The sequence below is a fragment of the Promicromonospora sp. NPDC052451 genome, from assembly GCF_044547525.1.
Lineage (GTDB): Bacteria > Actinomycetota > Actinomycetes > Actinomycetales > Cellulomonadaceae > Promicromonospora.
Genome location: NZ_JBIUAP010000004.1, coordinates 226,313 through 248,640, shown reverse-complemented (window position 1 = coordinate 248,640; position 22,328 = coordinate 226,313). Strand labels below are relative to the sequence as shown.

Here is a 22,328-nt window from a genome sequence, read left to right as displayed (position 1 = left end):
GCCTCTCACCTGGCAGTATTTGGGTATGCCCGAATTGCCGCTGGTCAGCAGGTCAGCCACCGTCCCGGGCTGGCTGGCACGGGTCGGTCTCGCGTACGGCGTCGTCGGGCTCAGCGTGGTGCCCGTCCTGGTGCTCGGCGCCCTGATCACGTGGTGGATGCAGGCCTGGCAGTGCGCCCAGCAGGAGTGGGGCTGCCTGGAGGAGGGCATCACCGTGTGGGCCGGGCTGGCGATCCTCGCGGCCGTGCTGCACATCGTGGTCTCGATGCGGGCCGGGCTCGGCGTGGTGCACGGGCTGGTGGTGGTCGCGGTCGCCGCCGTCGCCGCCAACGTCGCGCCCGCGCTGGGTGCCTGGCTGCTGCTCGCGGTGGGCCCGGCGGTCGCCGCCATCCTCACGGCCTCCGGCCCGAGCCGCCGGCAGCGCCTGGTGCTCGTGGGCTTCGGGGTCATGCTGCTCGTGGGCACGGTGCTCGTGCGCTGACCTCGTGCGCCGAGGCCGGCTGTCGGTGGCGGTCGCTAGCCTGGGACCGTGGATCAGCCAGAGGCCGTGGGTACCGTGCGCCTGCCCTACCCGACCGGGTACCCGGTCGAGTGGGAGGCGGACGTCGTGCTGCGCGACGGGTCCACCACGCACGTGCGCCCCATCCGCCCCGACGACGCCGACGCGCTCCAGCGCTTCCAGATGGCGCAGTCCGAACGCTCCACCTACCTGAGGTTCTTCGCCGCCCTCCAGCGCATCCCGGAGCGCATGCTCACCCAGCTCGTCACGGTCGACCACGTGCGGCGGACGGCGCTCGTCGCGGTCCGGCCCGCCGCGGGCGACGGCCCGGACCGCAGGGCGGAGGACATCGTCGGCGTCGCGCGCTACGACGTGATCGACGACCAGCCCGGCCGCCGCACCGCCGAGGTCGCGTTCAACGTCGCGGACGCCATCCAGGGCCAGGGCCTGGGTTCCGTGCTCCTGGAGCACATCGCGGCGGCCGCGCGCGAACGGGGCGTGCACCGGTTCGTCGCGGAGGTGCTGCCCCAGAACCGCGCCATGCTGGGCGTGTTCCGCGAGGCGGGCTACGCCGTCGAGCAGCACCTGGACGACGGCGTCGTGACGGTGTCGGTCGACCTCGACCCGACCGACCGCTCCCGCGAGGTCATGGCCGACCGCGAGCACCGCACGGAGGCCCGCTCGATGCAGGGGCTGCTCTCGGCCCGGCGGGTGCTGCTGATCGGTCCGCACGACGCCGCGGCCGCCCCCACCGTCGACGACCTCCTGGCCGCCCGGGTCCGCGAGGCCCACGCCGCCGACCCCGGCGACACGGAGCTGCTCGTGCTGGGGGAGCACGTGACGTGGGCGGACCTCGGTGCCGACAGCATCGACCTCGCCGTGATCGCCGCCCCGCCCGACGAGGTGATCGACGCCGTCCGCCGCCTGCGGGGCACGGGCGCCCGCGGTGTGGTCGTGCTGTCGGCCGGCTGGGCCGAGGCGGGGCCCGACGGCGTCGCCCGGCGCCGCGAGCTGCTGCGCACCGCGCACGCCGAGGGCATGCGGGTGGTCGGCCCGGCGAGCTACGGCCTGCTGACCAACGTGCCCGGTGCGCGCCTGCGAGCCAGCCTCGCGCTGACCGCCCCGCGGCCCGGGCGCGTGGGGTTGTTCAGCCAGAGCGCGCCCGCCGCCGTCACGGCCGCCGAGACCGTCAAGCGCCGGGGCCTCGGCCTGTCCACGCTGGTCTCGGCGGGGCACCGGGCGGACGTCTCGGGCAACGACGTGATGCAGTACTGGCAGGACGACCCGCACACCGACGTCGTCTGCCTGTACCTGGAGACGCTCGGCAACCCCCGCAAGTTCTCGCGGATCGCCCGGCGGCTCGCGCAGGTCAAGCCGGTCGTCGTGGTGGTCGCGGGCCGGCACGGCAGCGTGGTGCCCCCGGGGCACACCGTGCGGGCCACGCGCGCGCCGCGGCGCATGCTCGACGAGGTGCTGCGGCAGTCCGGCGTGATCCGTGCGGAGAACACGCACCAGCTCATGGACGTCGCCCAGGTGCTGGCCCACCAGCCGCTGCCCGCGGGCGGCCGGGTCGGCATCCTCGCCAGCTCGCCGTCGCTCGCGGCCCTCGTGGCCGACGCCGTGGCCGCGGCCGGCCTCACGGTCGTAGGCCCGCCCGAGCCGCTGTCCGCCGGCGCGCCCGACGACGAGATCGCCGCCGCCGTCGACGCCCTCTACGCGCCCGACGCCTGCGACGCCGTGGTCGTGGTCTCCGTGCCCGTGGTGCTCCCGCGCACCGACGCGATCGCGCGGGCCGTGACCGAGGCCGCCGCCCGCACGGGCCGCACCACGGTGGTCAGCGCCGTCGGCCTGCACGGGCTGCCCGACGAGCTCGCCTCCGGCGACGTGCGCATCCCCGCCTTCTCCACGCCCGAGGACGCGGTCTGGGCGCTCGGTGAGGTGGTGCGCTACGCGCAGTGGCGCACCCAGGACCACGGCACCCCGGTGCGCCCGCCCCTGCGCGAGGGGATGTCCGACGGCGCCGCGCGGGCTCAGGCCCGCACCCTGGTCGAGTCCCTGCTGGCCCGGCACGCCGGGGAGCCGGCCCCGGCCGACGGCGTCCTGCTGGACCAGGGGGAGGCCGCCGAGCTGCTGGCCTGCTACGGCCTGACCCTGTGGGGATCGGTCAGCGTGCGCACGGCGGACGAGGCCGTGGCCGCCGCCCAGGAGCTGGGCTGGCCGGTTGCGCTCAAGATCGCCGCCCCCGCGCTCCGGCACCGCGCTGACCTGGGCGGCGTCCGCCTCGACATCGCCGACGCCGAGGACCTGCGCGAGGACGCCGAGCGCATGCTGGCCGCGGCGTCCGCGCTGCTGCCCGCGCCCGACCCGGTGCTGGAGGTGCAGGCCATGGCACCCACCGGCGTGGCCTGCGTGGTGCGCTCGGTCGAGGACGAGCTCTTCGGTCCCGTGGTCTCGTTCGGCCTGGCGGGCGACGCCGTCGACCTGCTCGACGACGTGACCCACGGCGTGCCGCCCCTGACCGACGTGGACGTGGCGCGCATGGTGCGCGGTGTCCGCGCGGCCCCGCGGCTGTTCGGCTACCAGGGCGCACCGGCCGCCGACGTCGCCGCGCTGGAGGACGTGCTCGCGCGCGTGTCGGTCATGGCCGACGACCTGCCGGAGCTGGCCTCCCTGGAGCTGTACCCCGTGGCCGTCGCCGAGCACGGCGCCTCGGTGCTGCACGCGACGGTCCGTCTGCGCCCGGCGGAGCGCCGCACCGACGCGCCGCGCCGCGCCCTGCCGGGCTGACTCGGTCAACCTGCCGGGCTGACTCGGCTGACCTGCCGGGGTTGACTCGGCTAACGGCGACCGGCCCGCTCGTGGGAGGATTCTCCCCGTGCCCCATGCCCCTACCGATGCCCGTGCAGACCTGACCGCCCACCTCCACCGGGCCGGCTACTACCCGGAGCTCGTCGCGGACGTGCTCGACGTGGCGCTCGCCGACGAGGAGGTGGTGTCGCACCTGGTGCAGGCGGAGACGACGTTCGACTCGGAGGTGCGGCGGCACCTGACGGTCCTGGTGCTCACGCCGACCCGGCTGGTCACCGCGCACGTCGACGACCACGCGGGGGCCGACCCGGCCAGCCCGGGCTCGGCGTCCGCCACGACGGAGGTGGTGCCGCTGCGTGAGGTCCGCTCCGTGGCGCTCACCCACGTCATCGCCGACCCGGAGCGGTACCCGCACGCGGGCGGCACGCGCGAGGTCACGCTCGCGATCGGCTGGGGTGCCGTGTCCCGTGTCGACCTGGAGCCGGCCACGTGCGTGGACCCGAGCTGCACGGCCGACCACGGCCTCACCGGCCAGGTGACGCCGGACGACGTGGTGGTCCGGGTCTCCGGCGAGGCCGAGGGCGACGCCGCCGTCCGGGCCGCCGTCGACTTCGCCCGCGCCCTGTCCCGGGCCACGTCTGCGTGAGCGCACCGGACCTGCCCGCGGGCCTGGTCGCGCCGACCTACGACACGACGAGCCTGGCGGCGGTGCTGCCCGCCGTCGCCGGCGCCCTGGGTCACGACCTGACCACGGCCACCGGCCTGACCGCCGCGGGCAGCCGCGCGGCGCTCGGCCTGCCCGACGCCGAGCGCGTGGTGGTGGTGCTCGTGGACGGCCTCGGCATCCGCAACCTCGCCGAGCGCGGGGGCCACGCGCCGTTCCTGCGCGGCCTGCTCCGGGAGCGGGACGTGGACGCCGCCACGCTGACCTCCAGCTTCCCCTCCACGACCGCCGCGGGCCTGAGCATCCTCGGCACGGGCACCGCGCCCGGCCGCACCGGCATGCTCGGGTACACCCAGCGCGACCCGGTGAGCGGGCGGCTGGCCGCCGTCGTGCAGTGGAAGGATCTCGGCGACCCGGCCGACGTGCAGCGCGAGCCCACGGTGCTCGAGACGCTGGCCGCGGCGGGCGTGAGCGTGACGGCCCCCGGCCCGCGCAAGTTCGCCGGGTCCGGGATGACCCAGGCCGCGCTGCGCGGCCCCGTCCAGGTGGCCGCCGAGACGTTCGAGCAGCGGGTGGACGCCACGGTCGCGGCCCTGCGCCGGCCGGGCCCCGCGCCGCAGCGCCTCGTCTACCTGTACCAGGGCGACGTCGACAAGACCGGCCACGGGTTCGGCTGGGACTCGTGGCAGTGGGGCGACGCCCTGGAGGCGACCGACCGCGAGCTGCGCCGGCTGCTGCGGAGCGTGCCGCGCGGCACGCTCGTGGTGGTCACGGCGGACCATGGTCAGATCAAGGCCGACCTCGGCACCCAGTGGGACGTCGCCACCGACGGCGAGCTGCGGCCCGGTGTCGCGATGGTCGGCGGGGAACCGCGTGCTCTGCACGTCTACACCGACCCCGGCACGGACCCGGCCGACGTCGCGCGGCGGTGGGCCGGGCGCCTGGGGGAGCATGCCGTGGTCCGGCGGCGGGACGAGGCCGTCGCGGCCGGGTGGTTCGGTCCGGTCGCCCCGCACGTGCTGCCGGCGGTCGGCGACGTCGTGGTGGCGATGACCGGTGCCGCGACAGTCGTGGACTCCCGGGTGCACTCCGCCGCCGCGCGGGCCCTGCCCGGCGTGCACGGCTCCCTGACCCCGCACGAGATGCTCGTGCCCCTGCTGACGGCCGTCGCCTAGGAGGACTCGTGGCCGAGCTCGTCTTCTTCTCCGGGACCATGGACTCCGGCAAGTCCACCCTCGCCCTCCAGACGGACCACAACTACCGGGCCCGCGGGCGCGAGGGCCTCATCTTCAGCCGCGGCGACCGGGCCGGCGAGGCGCGGGTCTCCAGCCGGCTCGGCCTCGAGGTGGCGGCCGAGGAGGTCACCGACGGCACCGACTTCTGGGCCGAGATCGGCACCCGGCGCGCGGCCGGCCAGGCCGTCGACTACCTCGTGTGCGACGAGGCGCAGTTCTACTCGCCCGCCCAGGTGGAGCAGCTCGCCCGGCTGGTGGACGAGATGGAGATCGACATCTTCGCCTTCGGCATCACCACCGACTTCCGCACCCGGCTGTTCCCCGGCAGCGCCCGCCTGATCGAGCTCGCCGACCGCATCGAGGTGCTCCAGGTCCAGTCGCTGTGCTGGTGCGGTGCGCGCGCCACGCACAACGCGCGCACCGTCGACGGCGTCATGGTCACCGAGGGCGAGCAGGTCGTCATCGGCGACGTCGGAGCGCTCGAACCGGCCGCCGAGGTCGCCTACGAGGTGCTGTGCCGCCGGCACCACGTGCGCCGCATGACGGCGCTCACCGCCAGGCGCCGGTCGGCGCAGGACTCGCTCTGGGGCTGACGGCCGTTAGATCTCTGGCCGCGACCCGAACACGATCTCGTCCCAGCTCGGCACCTGCGCCCGGGACTTGCGCCCGCGCTTGGCGGCCGGCCGCCTCGGCTCGGCCTGCGGCTTCTCGGGCGCCGGCTCGGGCGCGGGGGCGTCCGGCGCGGGCTCCGGCTCCGGGCTGTCCGTGCCGGCCTCGACGTCCGGACCGGGCTCCGTCCCGTCCGCCCGTCCCGGCCCGGGGATCTCCCACTGGCTGGGCGCCTCCCACTCCATGTCGGCGGGGGAGTCCGGCACGACGACGGACGGCATCCTCGGGCGCGAGCCGCCCCGCCGCGCGCCGATGTCGACGACGGCCGCGGACTGCTCCGCGGGCTCGGCGGCACCGGCCGGCTCGTCGCCCGCGGCGTCGGGCAGGTCGTCCGGGTCCAGCAGGTGCGGCTGCTCGTGGTCCGGGCTCGGACGGCGCGCCGGGCGCTGGCCGCGTCGCTCGGACAGGTTGTCCAGCAGCAGGTCGGTGTCGTCCGGCTCGGGCGGGGCCGGGCGCGTCGGGTGCTGACCGCCGCGCAGCGGCGACAGGGCGGACACGCCTGCCAGCGCGGGGCCACCGTCGTCCTCGGGCAGACCGAGCCAGCGGGCCTCGTCGTCGAGCGCCTCCACGAACCCGCCGCGCGGCTCCAGCGACCAGCGGGCGACCCGCGGGCGCTCGGCGGCGGTGAACTCCACCTGCACGATCCACGGGTGGGTGCCCTCGCGGGTCGCGCTCCAGCGGGCGTCGTCGGGACGGACGCCGCGCGAGCGCAGGCGCTCGTCGGCGACCTCGCCGAGGGTGGTCGCGCCGTCGTCGTCGGTCAGGACCGCCTTGGCGCGCACGCGCGAGATCGAGTGCTCGCGCTCGGAGATCACGGGGTACTCGAAGCGCCGCACGTGCTCGACCGGCAGGCCCGAGGCCTCGGCGAGCTGCTCGACGGTCTCGCCGGCGCGCAGGCGTGCCTGGATCTCGCGGGGTCGCAGCGCGGACTCCTCCTGGGCCCGGATCGACTCCATGCGCGGGCGGTCGCCGCGGATCGCGGCGCGCAGGGCATCCGTGATCGGCAGGGTGCTCTGGGCGCCGTCGCGCGCCACGAGGACGAGCCGTTCGCCGTCCTCGTGCAGCCGTACCAGCTCCAGCTCGTCCATGCCAGTCCTCCCGGGGTAGTCCTGTGGGCCGAGCCTGCCACCGCGGGGCGGCCCCGCGGCGCAGGCGCGTCGGTGTGCCGCGGGATAGTGGCCGGCACACGCGTGGGGCAGGATGGGTGCGTGACCTCACCCGCACTGCCTGAGCTGCCAGACGGCGTCACCGTCACCGCCCTCCGCGACCTCGCCGTCCGCCTCGCGACGGCGGCCGGTGCCCTGGTCCGTGAGGGTAGACCGGAACGGGTGGTGGTGGCGGCCACGAAGTCGAGCGAGGTGGACCCGGTCACGGTCATGGACCGTGCCTCGGAGGACCTGCTGCGCGAGATGATCGCCGCCGAGCGGCCCGACGACGCGATCCTGGGCGAGGAGGGCGACGACGTGCCCGGCACCAGCGGGCTCACCTGGGTGCTCGACCCGATCGACGGCACGGTGAACTACCTGTACGGGGTGGCGTCGTGGGCGGTGTCGGTCGCGGTGGTGGCGGGTCCGCCCGAGCCCGGCGCGTGGACGGTGCTGGCCGGGTGCGTGCACAGCGTGGCCGACGGGCGCACCTGGTCGGCCGGCCTCGGCGAGGGTGCCACGCGCGACGGCGAGCCCGTCCGGGTGGGGTCCGCGTCCTCGCTGGGCACCTCCCTGGTCGGCACGGGATTCGGCTACGACGCGGGCCGCCGCGCGCAGCAGGCGCAGGTCCTCACGCAGGTGCTGCCGAAGATCCGGGACATCCGCCGGCTCGGCTCGGCCGCGATCGACCTGTGCCTGCTCGCGCAGGGCTCGATCGACCTGTACTACGAGCGGGGCCTGAACCCGTGGGACATGGCGGCGGGGGCCGTGGTGGCGACGGAGGCGGGGGCCGTGGTGACCGGTCTGCGGGGCGGGCCGGCCGGGAACGCGATGACCGTCGCGGGGCCCGCGCACCTGGTGGCGGAGCTCGCCGGGATCCTCGAGGAGATCGACGCCGACGGGGCGGCCGAGCCCGGAATCGGGTGATCTTTTTTCTGACACGGCCTGTGACCGGTCAGCACCCCGGAACCCGGTGAGAAGGCGCTGGGAAGGCCGTCAATGCAGGTCAGAGCCTACGTGACGGGGGTTACACCGGCAGATGTAGCGCGCCTGACAGAAATGGTGCACAATCCGTGGGCCGACTCGGGAACAAATCCGGGGCCGCATGCATTATCAGCGCGTACACCCGCTGAGGGCGCCGTTCTGCGGCGTCGTGCGGGGACCCGGCCGGGGCGGCGTCGAACCCCGGATGGCCCGAAACCTTCCGGCGCGACCACCTACCGACGGAGAACACCACATGGCAACTGACTACGACGCCCCACGCAAGACCGATGAGGATGTCGAGCAGGACTCGATCCAGGAGCTGCAGGCACGTCGTTCCGACAAGTCCTCGGGCGTTGTGGACGAGGACGAGACCGAGGCGGCCGAGGGCTTCGAGCTCCCGGGTGCCGATCTGTCCGGCGAGGAGCTCGCCGTGCGTGTGCTGCCGCGTCAGGCGGACGAGTTCACGTGCTCCAGCTGCTTCCTCGTGCACCACCGCAGCCAGCTGGCCTACGAGAAGGCCGGCCAGATGATCTGCACGGAGTGCGCCGCCTGATCCACCAGGCCTTTCCGCACGCCGTCGAGCACTGACGAGGCACTGACGACACGACCGGGCTGTCATGCGATGCGTGGCAGCCTTCGTCGTGCCCGGGGTCCTCAGCCCTCCAGCGCCCGGACCAGCAGCTCCGGCCGGCGCGTGGAGACGAGCCAGTAGGGGGTCGGGTCGGCCGGGTCGTCGAGCGCGACCCGGACCCCGGTGCGGGCCCAGGCCCGCAGGCACACGTACGCGCGCGCGTCCAGGCCCGGTCCCAGCTCGTGCCGCATCGCGGCCACGTCCAGGGCCTGTGCGGGCCCGAGCAGCGCGACCGGGACGCGGGCGCTGCCGGCGCGCAGGACGCCGTCGGACACCTCGACCACCGGTGACGTCACCGCGAGGGCGGCCGCCGTGCCCACGCAGACCAGGAGCCCGGCCAGGACCGCCGCACCCGCGTGCACGGGCCACAGCGCGATCGCTGCGATGGCTCCCAGACCGACCGTGCCGAGCCAGCCTCCCGGACCGGGCAGCAGGCGCTCGTGGAAGGTGAGGGTGGTCGCCGTCATGGGGACATCATCCCAGCCCCGGAGGCCTGCCCGGGCACCCGGACCGGCACTCTTGCGGCAGCGGGCCCCGAGGTGGCGTACTCTTCCGGCGTGCCCACCCCCGAGACCAGCGCCGCCTCCGGCGCCGACGGCAGCACGGTCGACGTGCTCATCCGCCTCCTCGACGACGTTCCCGTCCCCTCGTACGCGCACCCCGGCGACGCCGGTGCCGACCTGGTGACGACCGTCGACGTCGAGATCCCGCCCCAGGGGCGGGTGATGGTGCCCACGGGCGTCTCGATAGCACTCCCCGACGGCTACGCGGCGTTCGTGCACCCGCGGTCCGGGCTGGCGGCGAAGCACGGGGTCACGATCGTGAACGCGCCCGGCACCGTGGACGCCGGGTACCGGGGCGAGATCAAGGTCACGCTGCTGAACACCGACACCACCGAGGCCGTGAAGCTGGTCCGTGGCGACCGCGTGGCGCAGCTCGTGGTCCAGAAGGTCGAGCGGGCCCGGTTCGTGCAGGCCGAGACGCTGCCCGGGTCGCACCGGGGCGACGGGGGCTTCGGCTCCAGCGGCGGTTTCGCGGGCCGCTGAGCCGGCACCGACTTCCGTACCGGCCGTGGGCCGCAGGGGTCTAGGCTGTAGGTAACGAGTGGATAACGCCGCCGTGTGGAGCAACCGCACGCGCGCGGCGAGCCGAACTACGTAAGGAGCGTGGCTGTGGGTCTGTTCAGCCGACGAGGTGCGGCGGATGAGCCCGCGCCGGTCGAGTGGGCGTCGGTCGAGGCCGAGCAGCAGAAGCGGCCGCACGGACCGTTCGACCGGTCGCAGGTGGACGAGATGGGTCCGCGTGTCGACCTCGGCGCGATCTGGCTGCCGGTGATGCCGGGCCTCGAGCTGCGCATGGAGATCGACAAGAAGACGCAGAAGGTGACCGGGGTGACGGCCGCGCTGGAGGGGTCGAACCTGCAGGTGCAGGCCTTCGCGGCACCGCGCACCGAGGGCATCTGGGACGAGATCCGGCACGAGATCGCCCAGTCCGTGGGCGGCCAGGGCGGCGTCGTGGACGACGTGCCCGGCGTGTTCGGGCGTGAGCTGCTGGTGCGGATGCCGGTCAAGGGTCCCGACGGGCAGACCGGTCAGCGGCCGGCCCGGTTCATCGGGGTGGACGGCCCGCGCTGGTTCGTCCGGGGCGTGCTCGCGGGCCGGGCGGCGCTGGACGCCGAGGCGGCCAAGCCGCTGGAGTCCGTGTTCGCGAACATCGTCGTGGTCCGCGACCAGAGCCCGCGGCCCCCGCGGGACCTGCTGCCCCTGGCGCTGCCGAAGTCGGCGCGCAAGGATGGTGCCCAGGAGGCGGCACCCGCCGCCGGTCCCGAGGGCGCGGCACCGCAGCTGTCGGACTTCAACCCGCTGCGTCGCGGCCCCGAGATCACCCAGATCGGCTGACGAGGTGAGGTACTGATGTCGCTGCGTTCGGCGCTCGCGTCGCGCATCGCACGGACGCTCGCGTCCAACGAGGAGGTCTCGGACACCGAGGAGCGCGCCGACGCCTCCCGGAACGCCGGGTGTGCCGCCGTCACGTCGCTGCCGCTGCGCAGCCGGGGCAAGGTGGCCGGTGTGCTGCGGTCCGTGGTGCTGCGTCCGCGCGAGGGCGTGCCGACCCTGGAGGCGGAGCTGTTCGACGGCTCCGGCGCCCTGGACCTCGTGTGGCTCGGACGGCGGACCATCGACGGCATCGAGCCCGGCCGGCGCATCCGCGTGGAGGGCATGGTGTGCGAGGTCGACGGCCGCCGCACCATGTTCAACCCGCGCTACGAGCTCCGGCCGCGGCCGGGGGAGCACGGGTGAATCAGCGGCCGGCCGAGCACGGCACAATGGGCCCCATGAGCGAACCCGCACGTGACGACGTGCCCACGCAGCCCGAGCACGCCCCCGCCCGCGGGATGCGTGCCCTCACCGGCGAGGAGTTCTCGGCCGCGCAGGCCGTGGGCGGCGTGCGCGGCCTCGTCGAGGCGGTGCTCCCCGGCCTGGTGTTCGTGGTCGCGTTCGTCATCTTCACCGACCTGACGGTCCCGCTGATCGCCTCGGTCGTGGCCGCCCTCGTGCTCGTCGTGGCGCGGCTCGTGCAGCGCACGCCCGTGACGCAGGCCCTGGGCGGTCTGCTCGGCATCGCCATCGGCGTGGTGTGGGCATGGACGTCGGGCGAGGCCGAGAACTACTACGCGGGCGGCCTGCTGCTGAACGCGGGCTACCTCGTGGTGCTGCTCGTCACCATCCTGGTGCGCCGCCCAGCGGTCGGGTACGTGGTCGAGGCCCTGCGGGCCGGCCTGACGCCCGACGCGGTGCGCGCCGAGGCCGGCCGGGAGCCCGGGAGCGACGGGCCCTCGCCGTTCGCGGCCCTGACCGCCTGGCGCGACGACCCCGCCAAGCTGCGCACCTACACGATCGCCACCTGGCTCTGGGTCGGGCTGTTCGCCCTGCGCCTGGCGGTCAAGACGCCGCTGTACTTCGCGGGCGACATCGCGTGGCTGGGCACCTTCCACCTGCTGCTGGGCGTGCCGCTGTGGGCCCTGGTGCTGTACCTGACCTGGTACGTGGTGCGGCGGCAGGCGCCCGAGGGCGCCTAGCCCTCAGCCCTTCGGCACCAGCAGCTTCTGGAGAGCCGCGGTGTCGGCGTCCTTCCCGGCCACCAGGAGCAGCTCGTCGCCGGCCTCCAGGGTGTCGTCGCCGCTGGGTACCAGCGGGCGCCCGTCGCGCACGATGGTCGAGAGCGTGACCTCCGCCGGCCACACGACCTGGCCCACGCGCGTCCCCGCGACGCGGGAGTCGGCGGGCAGGGTGAGCTCGAGGATGTCGGCGCCCGACTGGCTGAAGCTGAAGATCTTCACCAGGTCGCCCACGGCGACGGCCTCCTCGACCATCGCCGTCATGATGCGTGGTGTCGACACCGCCACGTCCACGCCCCACGACTGGTCGAACATCCACTCGTTCTTCGGGTTGTTCACGCGCGCGACCGTGCGCGGCACCCCGAACTCCGTCTTGGCCAGCAGGGAGAACACGAGGTTCACCTTGTCGTCGCCGGTGGCGCCCACCACGACGTCGGCCTGCTCCATCTCGGACGCCTCCAGTGCGGGCAGCTCGCACGCGTCGGCGAGCACCCACTCCGCCTCGGGGACCTGCGAGACCCGCATGGCCGCGGCGTTCTTGTCGATCAGGGTGACCTCGTGGTCGTGGCTGAGCAGCTCCCGGGCGATCGAGCGGCCCACGGAGCCGGCCCCGGCGATGACGACGCGCATCAGTCCTCCTCGGCGGTCGGGGCGGCGGTCAGGATCCGCTCGACGTCGGCCGAGGCGTCGGCCGTCATGAGCAGGTGCAGGGTGTCGTTCTCCTGGAGCACGACGTCGGGCGTGGGCAGCACGGCCGAGGTGTAGCGGGTCACGAACGCGACCCGGGCGCCGGTCGCGGACTCGATCGCGAGCACGGGCCGGCCCACCCAGCGCCGGTGGTAGTCGATCTGCGCGAGCCGCACCGTGCCCGACGGGTCCACGTACTCGTCGCTGGAGCCCAGCGGCAGCATGCGGCGCAGCACCTGGTCGGCCGTCCACCGCACCGTGGCGACCGTCGGGATCCCCAGGCGCTGGTAGATCTCGGCGCGGTGCGGGTCGTAGATGCGCGCCACGACGTTGTCGACGCCGTACGTCTCACGCACCACGCGGGCGGACAGGATGTTGGAGTTGTCGCCGTCGGACACCGCGGCGAACGCGTACGTGTCCTCGATCCCGGCCTGCACGAGCGTGTCCCGGTCGAAGCCGACGCCCGTCACCTTCTTGCCCGAGAAGTCCGCGGGCAGGCGCCGGAACGCGTCCGGGTTCTGGTCGATGACGGCCACGGAGTGCCCGCGACCCTCGATCTCCTGGGCGAGGCTGGAGCCGACGCGGCCGCAGCCCATGATGACGAAGTGCACGGACGGAACGCTACCGCGCCGCGGGTGATGGCGGTGCCCCGGGTGCGCTGGAGGCCATCGACGGGCATAGAGTCATCCAACGTGTCAGACATCGTCGATGCGGCCAAACGCCTCCTGGTCGGCCGCCCCATGCGCAGCGAGAGCCTGGGGCACACGCTGCTGCCCAAACGGATCGCCCTGCCCGTGTTCGCCTCGGACGCGCTGTCGTCCGTGGCCTACGCGCCGGACGAGATCCTCCTGACTCTCTCGCTCGCCGGCATCGCCGCCCTCGCGTTCTCGCCATGGGTCGGTCTCGTGGTGGTCGTGGTGCTGCTCATCGTGGTCGCCTCCTACCGCCAGAACGTGCACGCCTACCCTTCCGGCGGCGGCGACTACGAGGTCGCCACCACCAACCTGGGCCCGACGGCGGGCATCGGCGTCGCCTCGGCCCTGCTCGTCGACTACGTGCTGACCGTGGCCGTGTCGATCTCGTCGGCGGCCCAGTACGCCTCCGCCGCCATCCCCGGGCTCCGCGGGCACGAGGCGCTGGCCGCCGTGATCGCCGTGGTGCTGCTCACGCTGGTGAACCTGCGCGGCGTCAAGGAGTCCGGCACCGCGTTCGCCATCCCGACGTACTGCTACATGGCGATCGTCGGGGCCCTCATCGTGACCGGTGCCTTCCGCTTCTTCTCCGGGAACCTGCCGAAGGCCGCCAGCGCCGACTTCGAGCTCTCCGCCGAGGCGGCGTTCGACCAGGGCCTGGTGGGCATCGCGGGCGCCTTCCTGCTCGCGCGCGCCTTCGCGTCCGGCTGTGCCGCCCTGACCGGTGTCGAGGCCATCAGCAACGGCGTGCCCGCGTTCCGCAAGCCCAAGTCGCGCAACGCCGCCACGACCCTGCTGCTGCTCGGCGCCATCTCCTCGACGATGATCATCTCGATCCTCCTGCTCGCGCAGGCCACCGGCGTCAAGTTCGCGGAGGACCCGCATCTGCAGCTCTCGCTGAACGGGGAGCCGGTCTCGGACCACTACGTCCAGATCCCCGTGATCGGCCAGCTCGCCGAGGCCGTCTTCTCCGGCTTCCCGCCCGCGTTCTACGCGGTCTCCGCCGTCACGGGCCTCATCCTCGTGCTCGCCGCCAACACGGCGTTCAACGGGTTCCCCGTGCTGGGCTCGATCCTCGGCCGGGACGGCTACCTGCCCCGCCAGCTCCACACCCGCGGCGACCGGCTCGCGTTCTCGAACGGCATCGTCACCCTCGCCGTCGCGGCGATCGTGCTCATCGTGCTGTTCGACGCCGAGGTCACCCGGCTCATCCAGCTCTACATCGTGGGCGTGTTCGTGTCGTTCACGCTGTCCCAGCTCGGCATGCTGCGGCACTGGACGCGCGAGCTGCGCACCGCGCACGACCCGGCGGTTCGCGGCCGCATGCTGCGCTCGCGCCTCGTCAACGGCGTGGGGTTCGGCCTCACGGGCATCGTGCTGATCATCGTGCTGATCACCAAGTTCACGCACGGCGCGTGGATCACGCTGCTCGCGATGGGTGTGCTGTTCGTGCTCATGCGGTCGATCCGCAAGCACTACGACCGCGTGCGCGACGAGCTCGCGCTCGACGATGTCTCGGCCGCCCGGGCGCTGCCCAGCCGGGTGCACGCCGTCGTGCTGGTCTCCAAGGTGCACAAGCCGACCATGCGGGCCCTGTCCTACGCGCGCGCCGCCCGGCCGAACGTGCTGGAGGCCGTCACGGTGGGCGTGGACCGCGAGGACGTCGACGGGCTGGTCGCCGAGTGGGAGGCCCTCGACCTGCCGGTGCCGCTGCGCATCCTGGACTCGCCGTTCCGCGAGATCACCCGGCCCGTGGTGAAGTACGTGCGCTCCCTGCACCGCGAGTCGCCGCGCGACCTCGTGATCGTGTACATCCCGGAGTACGTCGTGGGCCACTGGTGGGAGCAGCTCCTGCACAACCAGTCCGCGCTGCGGCTCAAGGGCAGCCTGCTGTTCACGCCGGGCGTCGTGGTGGCCTCCGTGCCGTGGCAGCTCGACTCGTCCAGCGGCCAGACGGGCCTGGAGGGCGACACCTTCCTGCGCGGGCGGCGGATGTAGCGGGCCGGTGCCGTGGGCGATACTGGAGGCATGCCCCGTACCCCCGACCGTCGCACCGCGCCCGCCGACCCGGACTCCGGTGGCCGCCCGCGCCGCCGTCCGCAGCGTTCCCCGCGGCCGGGCCGCGCCCGCCGCGTGAGCGACGTCCCCGACCCCGCCGTAGGCCGGGAGGTCGAGCTCGAGGTCGGCCCGGTCGCGCACGGCGGCCACTGCGTGGCCCGCCTGGACGGCCGCGTCGTCTTCGTCCGGCACGCCCTGCCCGGCGAGCGCGTGCGGGCCCGCGTCACGGAGGGCGGCCAGACCTTCTGGCGGGCCGACGCCGTCGAGGTGCTCCAGGCGTCCCCCGACCGGATCGAGCCCGCGTGGCCCGCGGCCGGCCCGGACGGCGCGGGCGGCGGCGAGCTCTCCCACGTGGCCATGGCGGCTCAGCGGCACTGGAAGAAGACGGTGCTCGTCGAGCAGCTCGAGCGGCTGGCGCGCATCGACCCCGAGTGGCTGGAGCGCGAGGTCACGGTCGAGGCCGCACCCGGCGACGACGAGCGCCGCGGCCTGCACTACCGCACCCGGATCGAGCTGGTGGCCGACCCGGACGGGCACGCGGGGATGCGCGCGCACCGCGGGCACCGGGTGATCCCGCTCAAGAAGATGCCGCTGGCCACCACCGAGCTCATGGACTTCGCCGTGGCGGAGGACGTGTTCACCCGGACGTGGACGCCGGGCGCGCACCTGCGCCTGGTGGCGCCGTCCGAGGGCGAGCCGCTGCTCCTGGTCGACGGCGCGCCGTGGCGCCGCGGACGGCCCGACCCCCGCCCCAACGCGCGCCGGGCGGTGACCGAGGTCGTGACCGGGCCGTGGGGCACGCACCGCTACCGCGTGGCGGCCGACGGGTTCTGGCAGGTGCACCGCGCGGCGCCCGCGCTGCTGACCGGCGCCGTGCTGGACGCGACGGGGGCGACGGCGGGGGAGCTGACCGGGGCGACCGTCCTGGACCTGTACTCCGGCGCCGGGCTGTTCACGCTGCCGCTCGCGGACGCCGTCGGGCCGCAGGGGCGGGTCGTGGCCGTGGAGGGCGACGAGCGGGCCGTGAAGGACGCCCGCCGGAACGCGCACGCGTTCGAGCAGGTGACGCTGGAGGTGGGCGCCGTGGAGCAGGTGCTGGCCGAGCGGGTCCCGGCGGCCGACGTCGTGGTGCTGGACCCGCCGCGCACCGGTGCCGGGCGCGCCGTGGTCGACGCGATCGCCGCCCGCGACCCGCGCCGGATCGTGTACGTGGCCTGCGACCCCGCCGCGCTGGCGCGCGACGTGGGCTACCTGGCCGCGCACGGGTACGCGCTGTCGGGGGTGCGCGGGTTCGATCTCTTCCCGCACACGCACCATGTCGAGGCCGTGGCCGTCCTGGACCGGCAGGGTTGATGGGCGAGGTGGACAAATCACACGCTTCCGGACGCATAGGATTCGCCTCGTGAGGATCGTCTCGTGAAGCGGTGGTTGGTGGGCGGCGGGGTCGTCCTCGGGGTGGCGGCGGCGTTCGTGCTGGCCGTCGTGGTGGGCATGTTCCTCGGTGGCGGCAGCTACACGGCCGGAGGGACCCCGCAGACCCTGTCGACGGCGGCGCCGGCCGTGGTGGTCTCGCCGACGCCGAGCCCCGCGCCGACGGAGCCGTCCGCGCTCCCCACGCCCCGTCCCACCCCGACCGAGCCCCTGCCGCGCAACGGCGCTCGTCCGGCGACCGCGCTGTTCGTCGGCGACTCGTACACCGTGGGGCAGCGCGCGTCGTCGCCCGAGGACCGGTGGAGCTCGATCGTGTCCCGGCAGATGCGCTGGACCGAGCGCAACGTCGCGGACGGGGGCACCGGGTTCGTCAGCCGGTACCCCGACAAGGGCCTGCTCTCCTACGCGGAGCAGCTGCGCTCCGTCAAGTACCCGGCGCGCATCGACGTGGTGGTCATCGCCGGCGGGCAGAACGACTTCGACGAGCTGCGCACCGAGCCGGCCACGGTGTTCCAGGCCGTCGAGGACACCTATGCGCTCGCTGCCGAGCGGTTCCCGGACGCGCGGATCATCGCCGTCGGGCCGTCCACGCCGTGGGCGGTCGGGCTGGAGGTCCGGGCCCTGGACGGTGCGGTGCGCGCGGCGGCCGAGCGGTACGGCGCGACCTACGTGTCGCTGATCGACCCGAACGTGGTGCGGCAGCGCTACGTCGACGCGGACGGGATCCACGTGACCGACGAGGGGTACGCCGCCATCGCACGCCGGGTGGTCGCGCAGATATCTTGACGTCAAGATAAATGCGTTATGCTGGCTGCAGCAGCCCGGCCTAGGCTGGGTGAAGCCCCCTGGAACCCATGCGAAGGCTCCATCGCGCGATGACAGCGCCTGTGAGAGCCGACGCACCGTCAGCCCCGCAGAAGGAGCCAGTGTGAGCACCGTGGACACGTTCGGATCGAAGGGAACGCTGGAGGTCTCCGGCACGCCCTACGAGATCTTCCGGCTCAGTGCGGTCGAGGGCGTCGAGCGCCTCCCGTACTCGCTGAAGATCCTCGCCGAGAACCTGCTGCGCACCGAGGACGGTGCGAACATCACCGCCGACCACGTGCGCGCCCTCGCGTCCTGGGACCCGGACGCGCAGCCCGACACCGAGATCCAGTTCACGCCGGCGCGCGTGATCATGCAGGACTTCACCGGCGTGCCCTGCGTCGTGGACCTCGCCACCATGCGTGAGGCCGTCGCGGCCCTCGGTGGCGACGCGACGCGGATCAACCCGCTGGCCCCCGCCGAGATGGTCATCGACCACTCCGTGCAGATCGACGTCGCCGGCCGCGCCGACGCGTTCCAGCGCAACGTCGAGTTCGAGTACCAGCGCAACCACGAGCGCTACCAGTTCCTGCGCTGGGGCCAGACCGCGTTCGACGACTTCAAGGTCGTCCCGCCGGGCACCGGCATCGTGCACCAGGTCAACATCGAGTACCTGGCCCGCACGGTCATGACGCGTGAGGTCGACGGCGCGCTGCGCGCCTACCCGGACACCTGCGTCGGCACCGACTCGCACACCACCATGGTCAACGGCCTGGGCGTGCTGGGCTGGGGCGTCGGCGGCATCGAGGCCGAGGCCGCGATGCTCGGCCAGCCGGTCTCGATGCTCATCCCGCGCGTGGTGGGCTTCAAGCTCAACGGCTCCATCCCGGCCGGCGTCACCGCCACCGACGTGGTGCTCACGATCACGCAGATGCTGCGCCAGCACGGCGTGGTCGGCAAGTTCGTCGAGTTCTACGGCGAGGGCGTGGCCCAGGTGCCGCTCGCGAACCGCGCCACCATCGGCAACATGTCGCCGGAGTTCGGCTCGACGGCCGCGATCTTCCCGATCGACTCGGTCACGGTCGACTACCTGCGCCTGACGGGCCGCTCCGAGGAGCAGCTCGCCCTGGTCGAGGCGTACGCCAAGGAGCAGGGCCTGTGGCTCGACGCCGACACGCCCGAGGCGGTCTACTCCGAGTACCTGGAGCTCGACCTGTCCACGGTGGTCCCCTCGATCGCCGGGCCGAAGCGCCCGCAGGACCGCATCGAGCTGAGCAACGCCAAGGCCGCGTTCACGCGCGACCTGCCCACCTACGCCCCCGAGGTGCTGGACCAGGTGGACGAGGCCGAGAAGGAGTCGTTCCCCGCGTCCGACTCGCCGGCCATCACGCCGAACGGCCGCAAGCACGTGCACGTCACGAACAGCGACGGCAAGGAGTTCGAGCTGTTCCACGGCGCGGTCGCGATCGCCTCGATCACGTCCTGCACCAACACCTCGAACCCGTCGGTCATGCTCGCCGCGGCGCTGCTCGCCAAGAACGCCGTCGAGAAGGGCCTCGTGTCCAAGCCGTGGGTGAAGACGTCCATGGCCCCGGGCTCGCAGGTCGTGACCAACTACTACGAGAAGGCCGGCCTCTGGCCGTACCTCGAGAAGCTGGGCTTCCACCTGGTGGGCTACGGCTGCGCCACCTGCATCGGCAACTCCGGCCCGCTCGACGAGAAGGTCTCCGAGGCCGTCAACGAGCACGACCTGTCGGTCGTCTCGGTGCTCTCGGGCAACCGCAACTTCGAGGGCCGCATCAACCCGGACGTCAAGATGAACTACCTGGCCTCCCCGCCGCTGGTCATCGCGTACGCCCTGGCCGGCACCATGGAGTTCGACTTCGAGCACGACCCGCTGGGCCGCGACGAGGCCGGCAACCCCGTGTTCCTGCGCGACATCTGGCCGTCGCCGGAGGAGGTCGAGGCGACCATCGCGTCCTCGATCGACCGCAAGATGTTCGAGTCCGACTACGCCGACGTCTTCAAGGGCGACGAGCGCTGGGCCGCCCTGGAGACCCCCGAGGGTGACACCTTCGCGTGGGACCCGGAGTCGACGTACGTGCGCAAGCCCCCGTACTTCGACGGCATGGGCATGACGCCGGAGCCCGTCACCGACATCTCCGGCGCCCGCGTGCTGGCCAAGCTCGGCGACTCGGTCACCACCGACCACATCAGCCCCGCCGGCTCCATCAAGGCGGACAGCCCGGCGGGCAAGTACCTCGCCGAGCACGGCGTCGAGCGCCGCGACTTCAACTCCTACGGCTCGCGCCGCGGCAACCACGAGGTCATGATCCGCGGCACGTTCGCGAACATCCGCCTGCGCAACCAGCTCCTGGCCGCCGAGAACGACGGTGCGGGCGTCGAGGGCGGCTTCACGTTCAACTTCGTGAAGAACGCCCAGGACACGATCTACGACGCCGCGCAGGACTACGCCGCGGCCGGCACCCCGCTCGTGGTGCTCGGTGGCAAGGAGTACGGCTCCGGCTCGTCGCGCGACTGGGCCGCCAAGGGCACCGCGCTCCTGGGCGTCAAGGCCGTCATCACCGAGAGCTTCGAGCGCATCCACCGCTCCAACCTCATCGGCATGGGCGTGCTGCCGCTGCAGTTCCCGGCGGGCCAGAACGCCCAGTCGCTGGGCCTGGACGGCACGGAGACCTTCGACATCGCGGGCGTCACCGCGCTGAACGAGGGCACCACGCCCGAGACGGTGGCGGTCACGGCGACGAAGGCCGACGGCTCGCAGGTCGCCTTCGACGCCGTGGTGCGCATCGACACCCCGGGCGAGGCGGACTACTACCGCAACGGCGGCATCCTGCAGTACGTGCTGCGCTCGCTCGTCGCCTGAGCCTGAGCTGACACGACGCCGCGCCCCGGCCCTCCGTGCGGAGGACCGGGGCGCGGCGTTCGTGCAGGGTCGTGCTACCGGCCGACGTCGGACTGCCGGGCGGCCCGGATCAGCTTCGTGGCCTCCTGCGGGGTGATGATGTCGGCGTCGTCGAGCTGGTCGGCGACCTGGGTCACGTGGAGCACGAAGGCGCTGTGGCTGACCCACGCCCCGTCCGCGTCGACCAGGTCGGCGATCGTGCACCCGTTGCCGGTGTCCACGTTCGCCACCCTGCTGTCCTTGTCGCCGATGATCACCGTGGGGCGCTCGTCGGAGACGGGGCACGCGTCGATCGTGGACCGCGACACGGAGAACCGGAGGGTGCCCGTGCGGGTCACGTTCCCGGCGTTGTCCGTGGCCCGGTAGGCCATGGCGTGCGCCCCCGGGTCCGTGACGTCGAACGGGCCCGTGTACTCCCGGAACGCGGAGTCGCCGAACGCGTACTCGATGAACGCGACCCCCGACTCGTCGTCCCGGGCGGTGATCGACACCGTGGCGACCTCGAGGTAGACCCCGTAGTCGTCCTGGTCGCCGTCGACCTGCGCGGACGCGATCGGCGGCGTGACGTCCGGCGGGTCCGCGCCGCCCACCACGACCAGCTCCACGGAGCCCGGCTCCGAGGTGTTGCCGGCCGCGTCGGTGGCCCGGTAGGTGAGCGTGTGCGGACCCGTCACGTCGACCAGCACGGGGTCGCCGTAGTCGGACCAGCCCGCGCCGTCCAGGTCGTACTCGACGCTCGCCACCTCCGACGCCTCGTCCTCGGCCGTCAGGTGCACCGTGGCCGAGCCGACGTAGGCACCGTCCTCGTCCTGCTCGCCCATGACGTGGGCGGTCACGGTCGGGGGAGTGGTGTCCTCCTGCGAGGGCTCGACCACGGTGAACGTCGCCGAACCCTCCTCGGAGACGTTGCCGGCGTTGTCCGTGGCCCGGTACGTCACGGTGTGCTCGCCGGGTGCGTCGACCACCACGGGATCCGTGTAGGCCGCGTACCCGGCGCCGTCGAGGTCGTACTCGACGCTCGCCACGCCCGACCCGGCGTCCAGCGCCGCCAGGTTCACGGTGGCCGTGCCCACGTAGGCGCCGGCGTCGTCGAGCTCGCCGGTGACCTCGGCCGTCACGACGGGTGCCGTCGTGTCCTCGCCGTCGGCGGAGACCACGGTGACCTCCACGGTGCCGGGCTCGGAGACGTTGCCCGCGTTGTCCGTGGCGCGGTACGCCAGCGAGTACGTGCCCGGCTCGTCGAGGACCACGGGCTCGCCGTACGGGCCGAACTCCCCGCCGTCGAGCGCGTACTCGACGGAGGCGACGCCGGAGCTGTCGTCCTCGGCCGCCAGGCTCACGGTGGCCGACCCGATGTAGGCGCCGGTGCCGTCCTGCTGCCCGGCCACCTGCGGGGTCACGACCGGGGCCGTGGTGTCCTCGCCCGGGTCCTCGGTGACCACGAGCTCGCCCGTCATCGTGCCGTGCCCCGGGATCGCGCAGAAGTACCGGTACGTGCCCGGGGTCAGGACGACCTCGGCCTCGTAGCGGCCCCCGTTGGCGTCCAGGGGGTTGGCCAGGATGTCCAGCGTGACGTCGTGGTTGTACCCCGGCGTGCTGGTGTCGAACGTCAGCGTGTGGCTCATGGCGATGTTGTTGCCCGTGGCCGTGCTGTTCTCGAAGACGATCGTCGTGGCCCCCGCCGTGGCGGTGTCCGGCGCCGACGCGTACTGCGAGACGCTCGCGCTCGCCGTCCAGGTCAGGACCTGGTCGGCTGCCTCGGCGGTGGTGGCGGCCGCGGTGGCGCCCGCCGTGTCCTGCGCGTGGGTCTTCCCCTTGGCCTTCGGGGGCGACCACGCGGTGACGCCCTCTTCGTGGGGCTCCGCCGCGATGGCGCCGACCGGGGCCAGCGGCAGCGCCACGAGGGCACCGACCGCCAGCCCGGCCAGGAGGCGGGACAGCTGCTGTCTCATGGACCTACCTCTCCTGTTCGCGGTC

20 protein-coding genes are annotated in these 22,328 nt (G+C 73.6%); 15 read left to right on the top strand and 5 right to left on the bottom strand.

Annotation, left to right across the window (positions count from 1 at the left end; genetic code table 11):
* Positions 1-25 precede the first annotated feature (25 nt).
* The 5 genes from ACIG47_RS09115 (at position 26) to ACIG47_RS09095 (ending at position 5,799) form a co-directional block, all read left to right on the top strand.
* Positions 26-481, top strand: a complete 456-nt coding sequence (locus tag ACIG47_RS09115; protein ID WP_397413725.1) for a hypothetical protein — start codon at positions 26-28, stop codon at positions 479-481.
* 48 nt (positions 482-529) lie between these two features.
* Complete coding sequence (locus ACIG47_RS09110; protein ID WP_397430518.1) at positions 530-3,286, top strand: GNAT family N-acetyltransferase; 2,757 nt, start codon at positions 530-532, stop codon at positions 3,284-3,286.
* A gap of 88 nt (positions 3,287-3,374) precedes the next feature.
* Positions 3,375-3,953 (top strand): DUF5998 family protein, encoded by a 579-nt coding sequence (locus tag ACIG47_RS09105; RefSeq protein WP_397413721.1) that lies wholly within the window; start codon positions 3,375-3,377, stop codon positions 3,951-3,953.
* Positions 3,950-5,146 carry an alkaline phosphatase family protein gene (locus ACIG47_RS09100; RefSeq protein ID WP_397413719.1) on the top strand — a complete coding sequence of 399 codons (1,197 nt, stop codon included), beginning with the start codon at positions 3,950-3,952 and terminating at the stop codon, positions 5,144-5,146. Before ACIG47_RS09105 ends, ACIG47_RS09100 begins: the two co-directional genes overlap by 4 nt.
* Positions 5,147-5,154: 8 nt before the next feature.
* Positions 5,155-5,799 carry a thymidine kinase gene (locus ACIG47_RS09095; protein WP_397430517.1) on the top strand — a complete coding sequence of 215 codons (645 nt, stop codon included), beginning with the start codon at positions 5,155-5,157 and terminating at the stop codon, positions 5,797-5,799.
* A gap of 6 nt (positions 5,800-5,805) precedes the next feature.
* Here the strand turns inward: ACIG47_RS09095 and sepH are convergent, their stop codons facing one another.
* Positions 5,806-6,963: a septation protein SepH gene (gene sepH, locus ACIG47_RS09090; RefSeq protein ID WP_397430516.1), complete on the bottom strand. Its 1,158-nt coding sequence runs from the start codon at positions 6,961-6,963 to the stop codon at positions 5,806-5,808.
* A 120-nt stretch (positions 6,964-7,083) separates the two neighbouring features.
* Between sepH and ACIG47_RS09085 the strand changes: the two genes are divergently transcribed.
* Together ACIG47_RS09085 and ACIG47_RS09080 are read left to right on the top strand one after the other, a co-directional pair.
* Entirely contained in the window at positions 7,084-7,947 is an 864-nt protein-coding gene (locus ACIG47_RS09085) for an inositol monophosphatase family protein (RefSeq protein ID WP_397430515.1), read from the top strand.
* Between the two features lie 310 nt (positions 7,948-8,257).
* On the top strand, positions 8,258-8,557 hold the full coding sequence (locus ACIG47_RS09080) for a DUF4193 domain-containing protein (protein WP_116675819.1): 300 nt from the start codon (positions 8,258-8,260) through the stop codon (positions 8,555-8,557).
* A 101-nt stretch (positions 8,558-8,658) separates the two neighbouring features.
* On the opposite strand, the gene ACIG47_RS09075 is transcribed toward ACIG47_RS09080, so the two are convergent.
* A complete protein-coding gene (locus ACIG47_RS09075) occupies positions 8,659-9,102 on the bottom strand; it encodes a DUF3093 domain-containing protein (RefSeq protein WP_397413708.1) in 444 nt (147 codons plus the stop codon).
* Positions 9,103-9,192: 90 nt separating this feature from the next.
* Between ACIG47_RS09075 and dut the strand changes: the two genes are divergently transcribed.
* The 4 genes from dut (at position 9,193) to ACIG47_RS09055 (ending at position 11,714) form a co-directional block, all read left to right on the top strand.
* Positions 9,193-9,681, top strand: coding sequence for a dUTP diphosphatase (dut, locus tag ACIG47_RS09070; protein WP_397413706.1), 489 nt, complete (start codon positions 9,193-9,195; stop codon positions 9,679-9,681).
* Positions 9,682-9,807: 126 nt separating this feature from the next.
* Positions 9,808-10,533 carry a DUF3710 domain-containing protein gene (locus tag ACIG47_RS09065; RefSeq protein WP_397413704.1) on the top strand — a complete coding sequence of 242 codons (726 nt, stop codon included), beginning with the start codon at positions 9,808-9,810 and terminating at the stop codon, positions 10,531-10,533.
* Between the two features lie 15 nt (positions 10,534-10,548).
* Positions 10,549-10,935 carry an OB-fold nucleic acid binding domain-containing protein gene (locus ACIG47_RS09060; RefSeq protein ID WP_397413701.1) on the top strand — a complete coding sequence of 129 codons (387 nt, stop codon included), beginning with the start codon at positions 10,549-10,551 and terminating at the stop codon, positions 10,933-10,935.
* Between the two features lie 35 nt (positions 10,936-10,970).
* Positions 10,971-11,714 (top strand): DUF3159 domain-containing protein, encoded by a 744-nt coding sequence (locus ACIG47_RS09055; protein WP_397430514.1) that lies wholly within the window; start codon positions 10,971-10,973, stop codon positions 11,712-11,714.
* A 3-nt stretch (positions 11,715-11,717) separates the two neighbouring features.
* On the opposite strand, the gene ACIG47_RS09050 is transcribed toward ACIG47_RS09055, so the two are convergent.
* Together ACIG47_RS09050 and ACIG47_RS09045 are read right to left on the bottom strand one after the other, a co-directional pair.
* Positions 11,718-12,383 (bottom strand): potassium channel family protein, encoded by a 666-nt coding sequence (locus ACIG47_RS09050; protein WP_397413697.1) that lies wholly within the window; start codon positions 12,381-12,383, stop codon positions 11,718-11,720.
* A complete protein-coding gene (locus tag ACIG47_RS09045; RefSeq protein ID WP_397413955.1) occupies positions 12,383-13,036 on the bottom strand; it encodes a potassium channel family protein in 654 nt (217 codons plus the stop codon). Before ACIG47_RS09045 ends, ACIG47_RS09050 begins: the two co-directional genes overlap by 1 nt.
* 96 nt (positions 13,037-13,132) lie before the next feature.
* Here ACIG47_RS09045 and ACIG47_RS09040 point away from each other — a divergent pair, with 96 nt between their 5' ends.
* The 4 genes from ACIG47_RS09040 (at position 13,133) to acnA (ending at position 20,312) form a co-directional block, all read left to right on the top strand.
* A complete protein-coding gene (locus ACIG47_RS09040) occupies positions 13,133-15,130 on the top strand; it encodes an APC family permease (protein WP_397430513.1) in 1,998 nt (665 codons plus the stop codon).
* Between the two features lie 30 nt (positions 15,131-15,160).
* Positions 15,161-16,543, top strand: a complete 1,383-nt coding sequence (locus ACIG47_RS09035; RefSeq protein ID WP_397430512.1) for a class I SAM-dependent RNA methyltransferase — start codon at positions 15,161-15,163, stop codon at positions 16,541-16,543.
* Positions 16,544-16,606: 63 nt separating this feature from the next.
* Positions 16,607-17,407 carry an SGNH/GDSL hydrolase family protein gene (locus ACIG47_RS09030; RefSeq protein ID WP_397430511.1) on the top strand — a complete coding sequence of 267 codons (801 nt, stop codon included), beginning with the start codon at positions 16,607-16,609 and terminating at the stop codon, positions 17,405-17,407.
* A gap of 142 nt (positions 17,408-17,549) precedes the next feature.
* On the top strand, positions 17,550-20,312 hold the full coding sequence (gene acnA, locus ACIG47_RS09025; protein ID WP_397413688.1) for an aconitate hydratase AcnA: 2,763 nt from the start codon (positions 17,550-17,552) through the stop codon (positions 20,310-20,312).
* A 74-nt stretch (positions 20,313-20,386) separates the two neighbouring features.
* Here the strand turns inward: acnA and ACIG47_RS09020 are convergent, their stop codons facing one another.
* A complete protein-coding gene (locus ACIG47_RS09020) occupies positions 20,387-22,303 on the bottom strand; it encodes an OmpL47-type beta-barrel domain-containing protein (RefSeq protein ID WP_397430510.1) in 1,917 nt (638 codons plus the stop codon).
* Between the last annotated feature and the right edge of the window lie 25 nt (positions 22,304-22,328).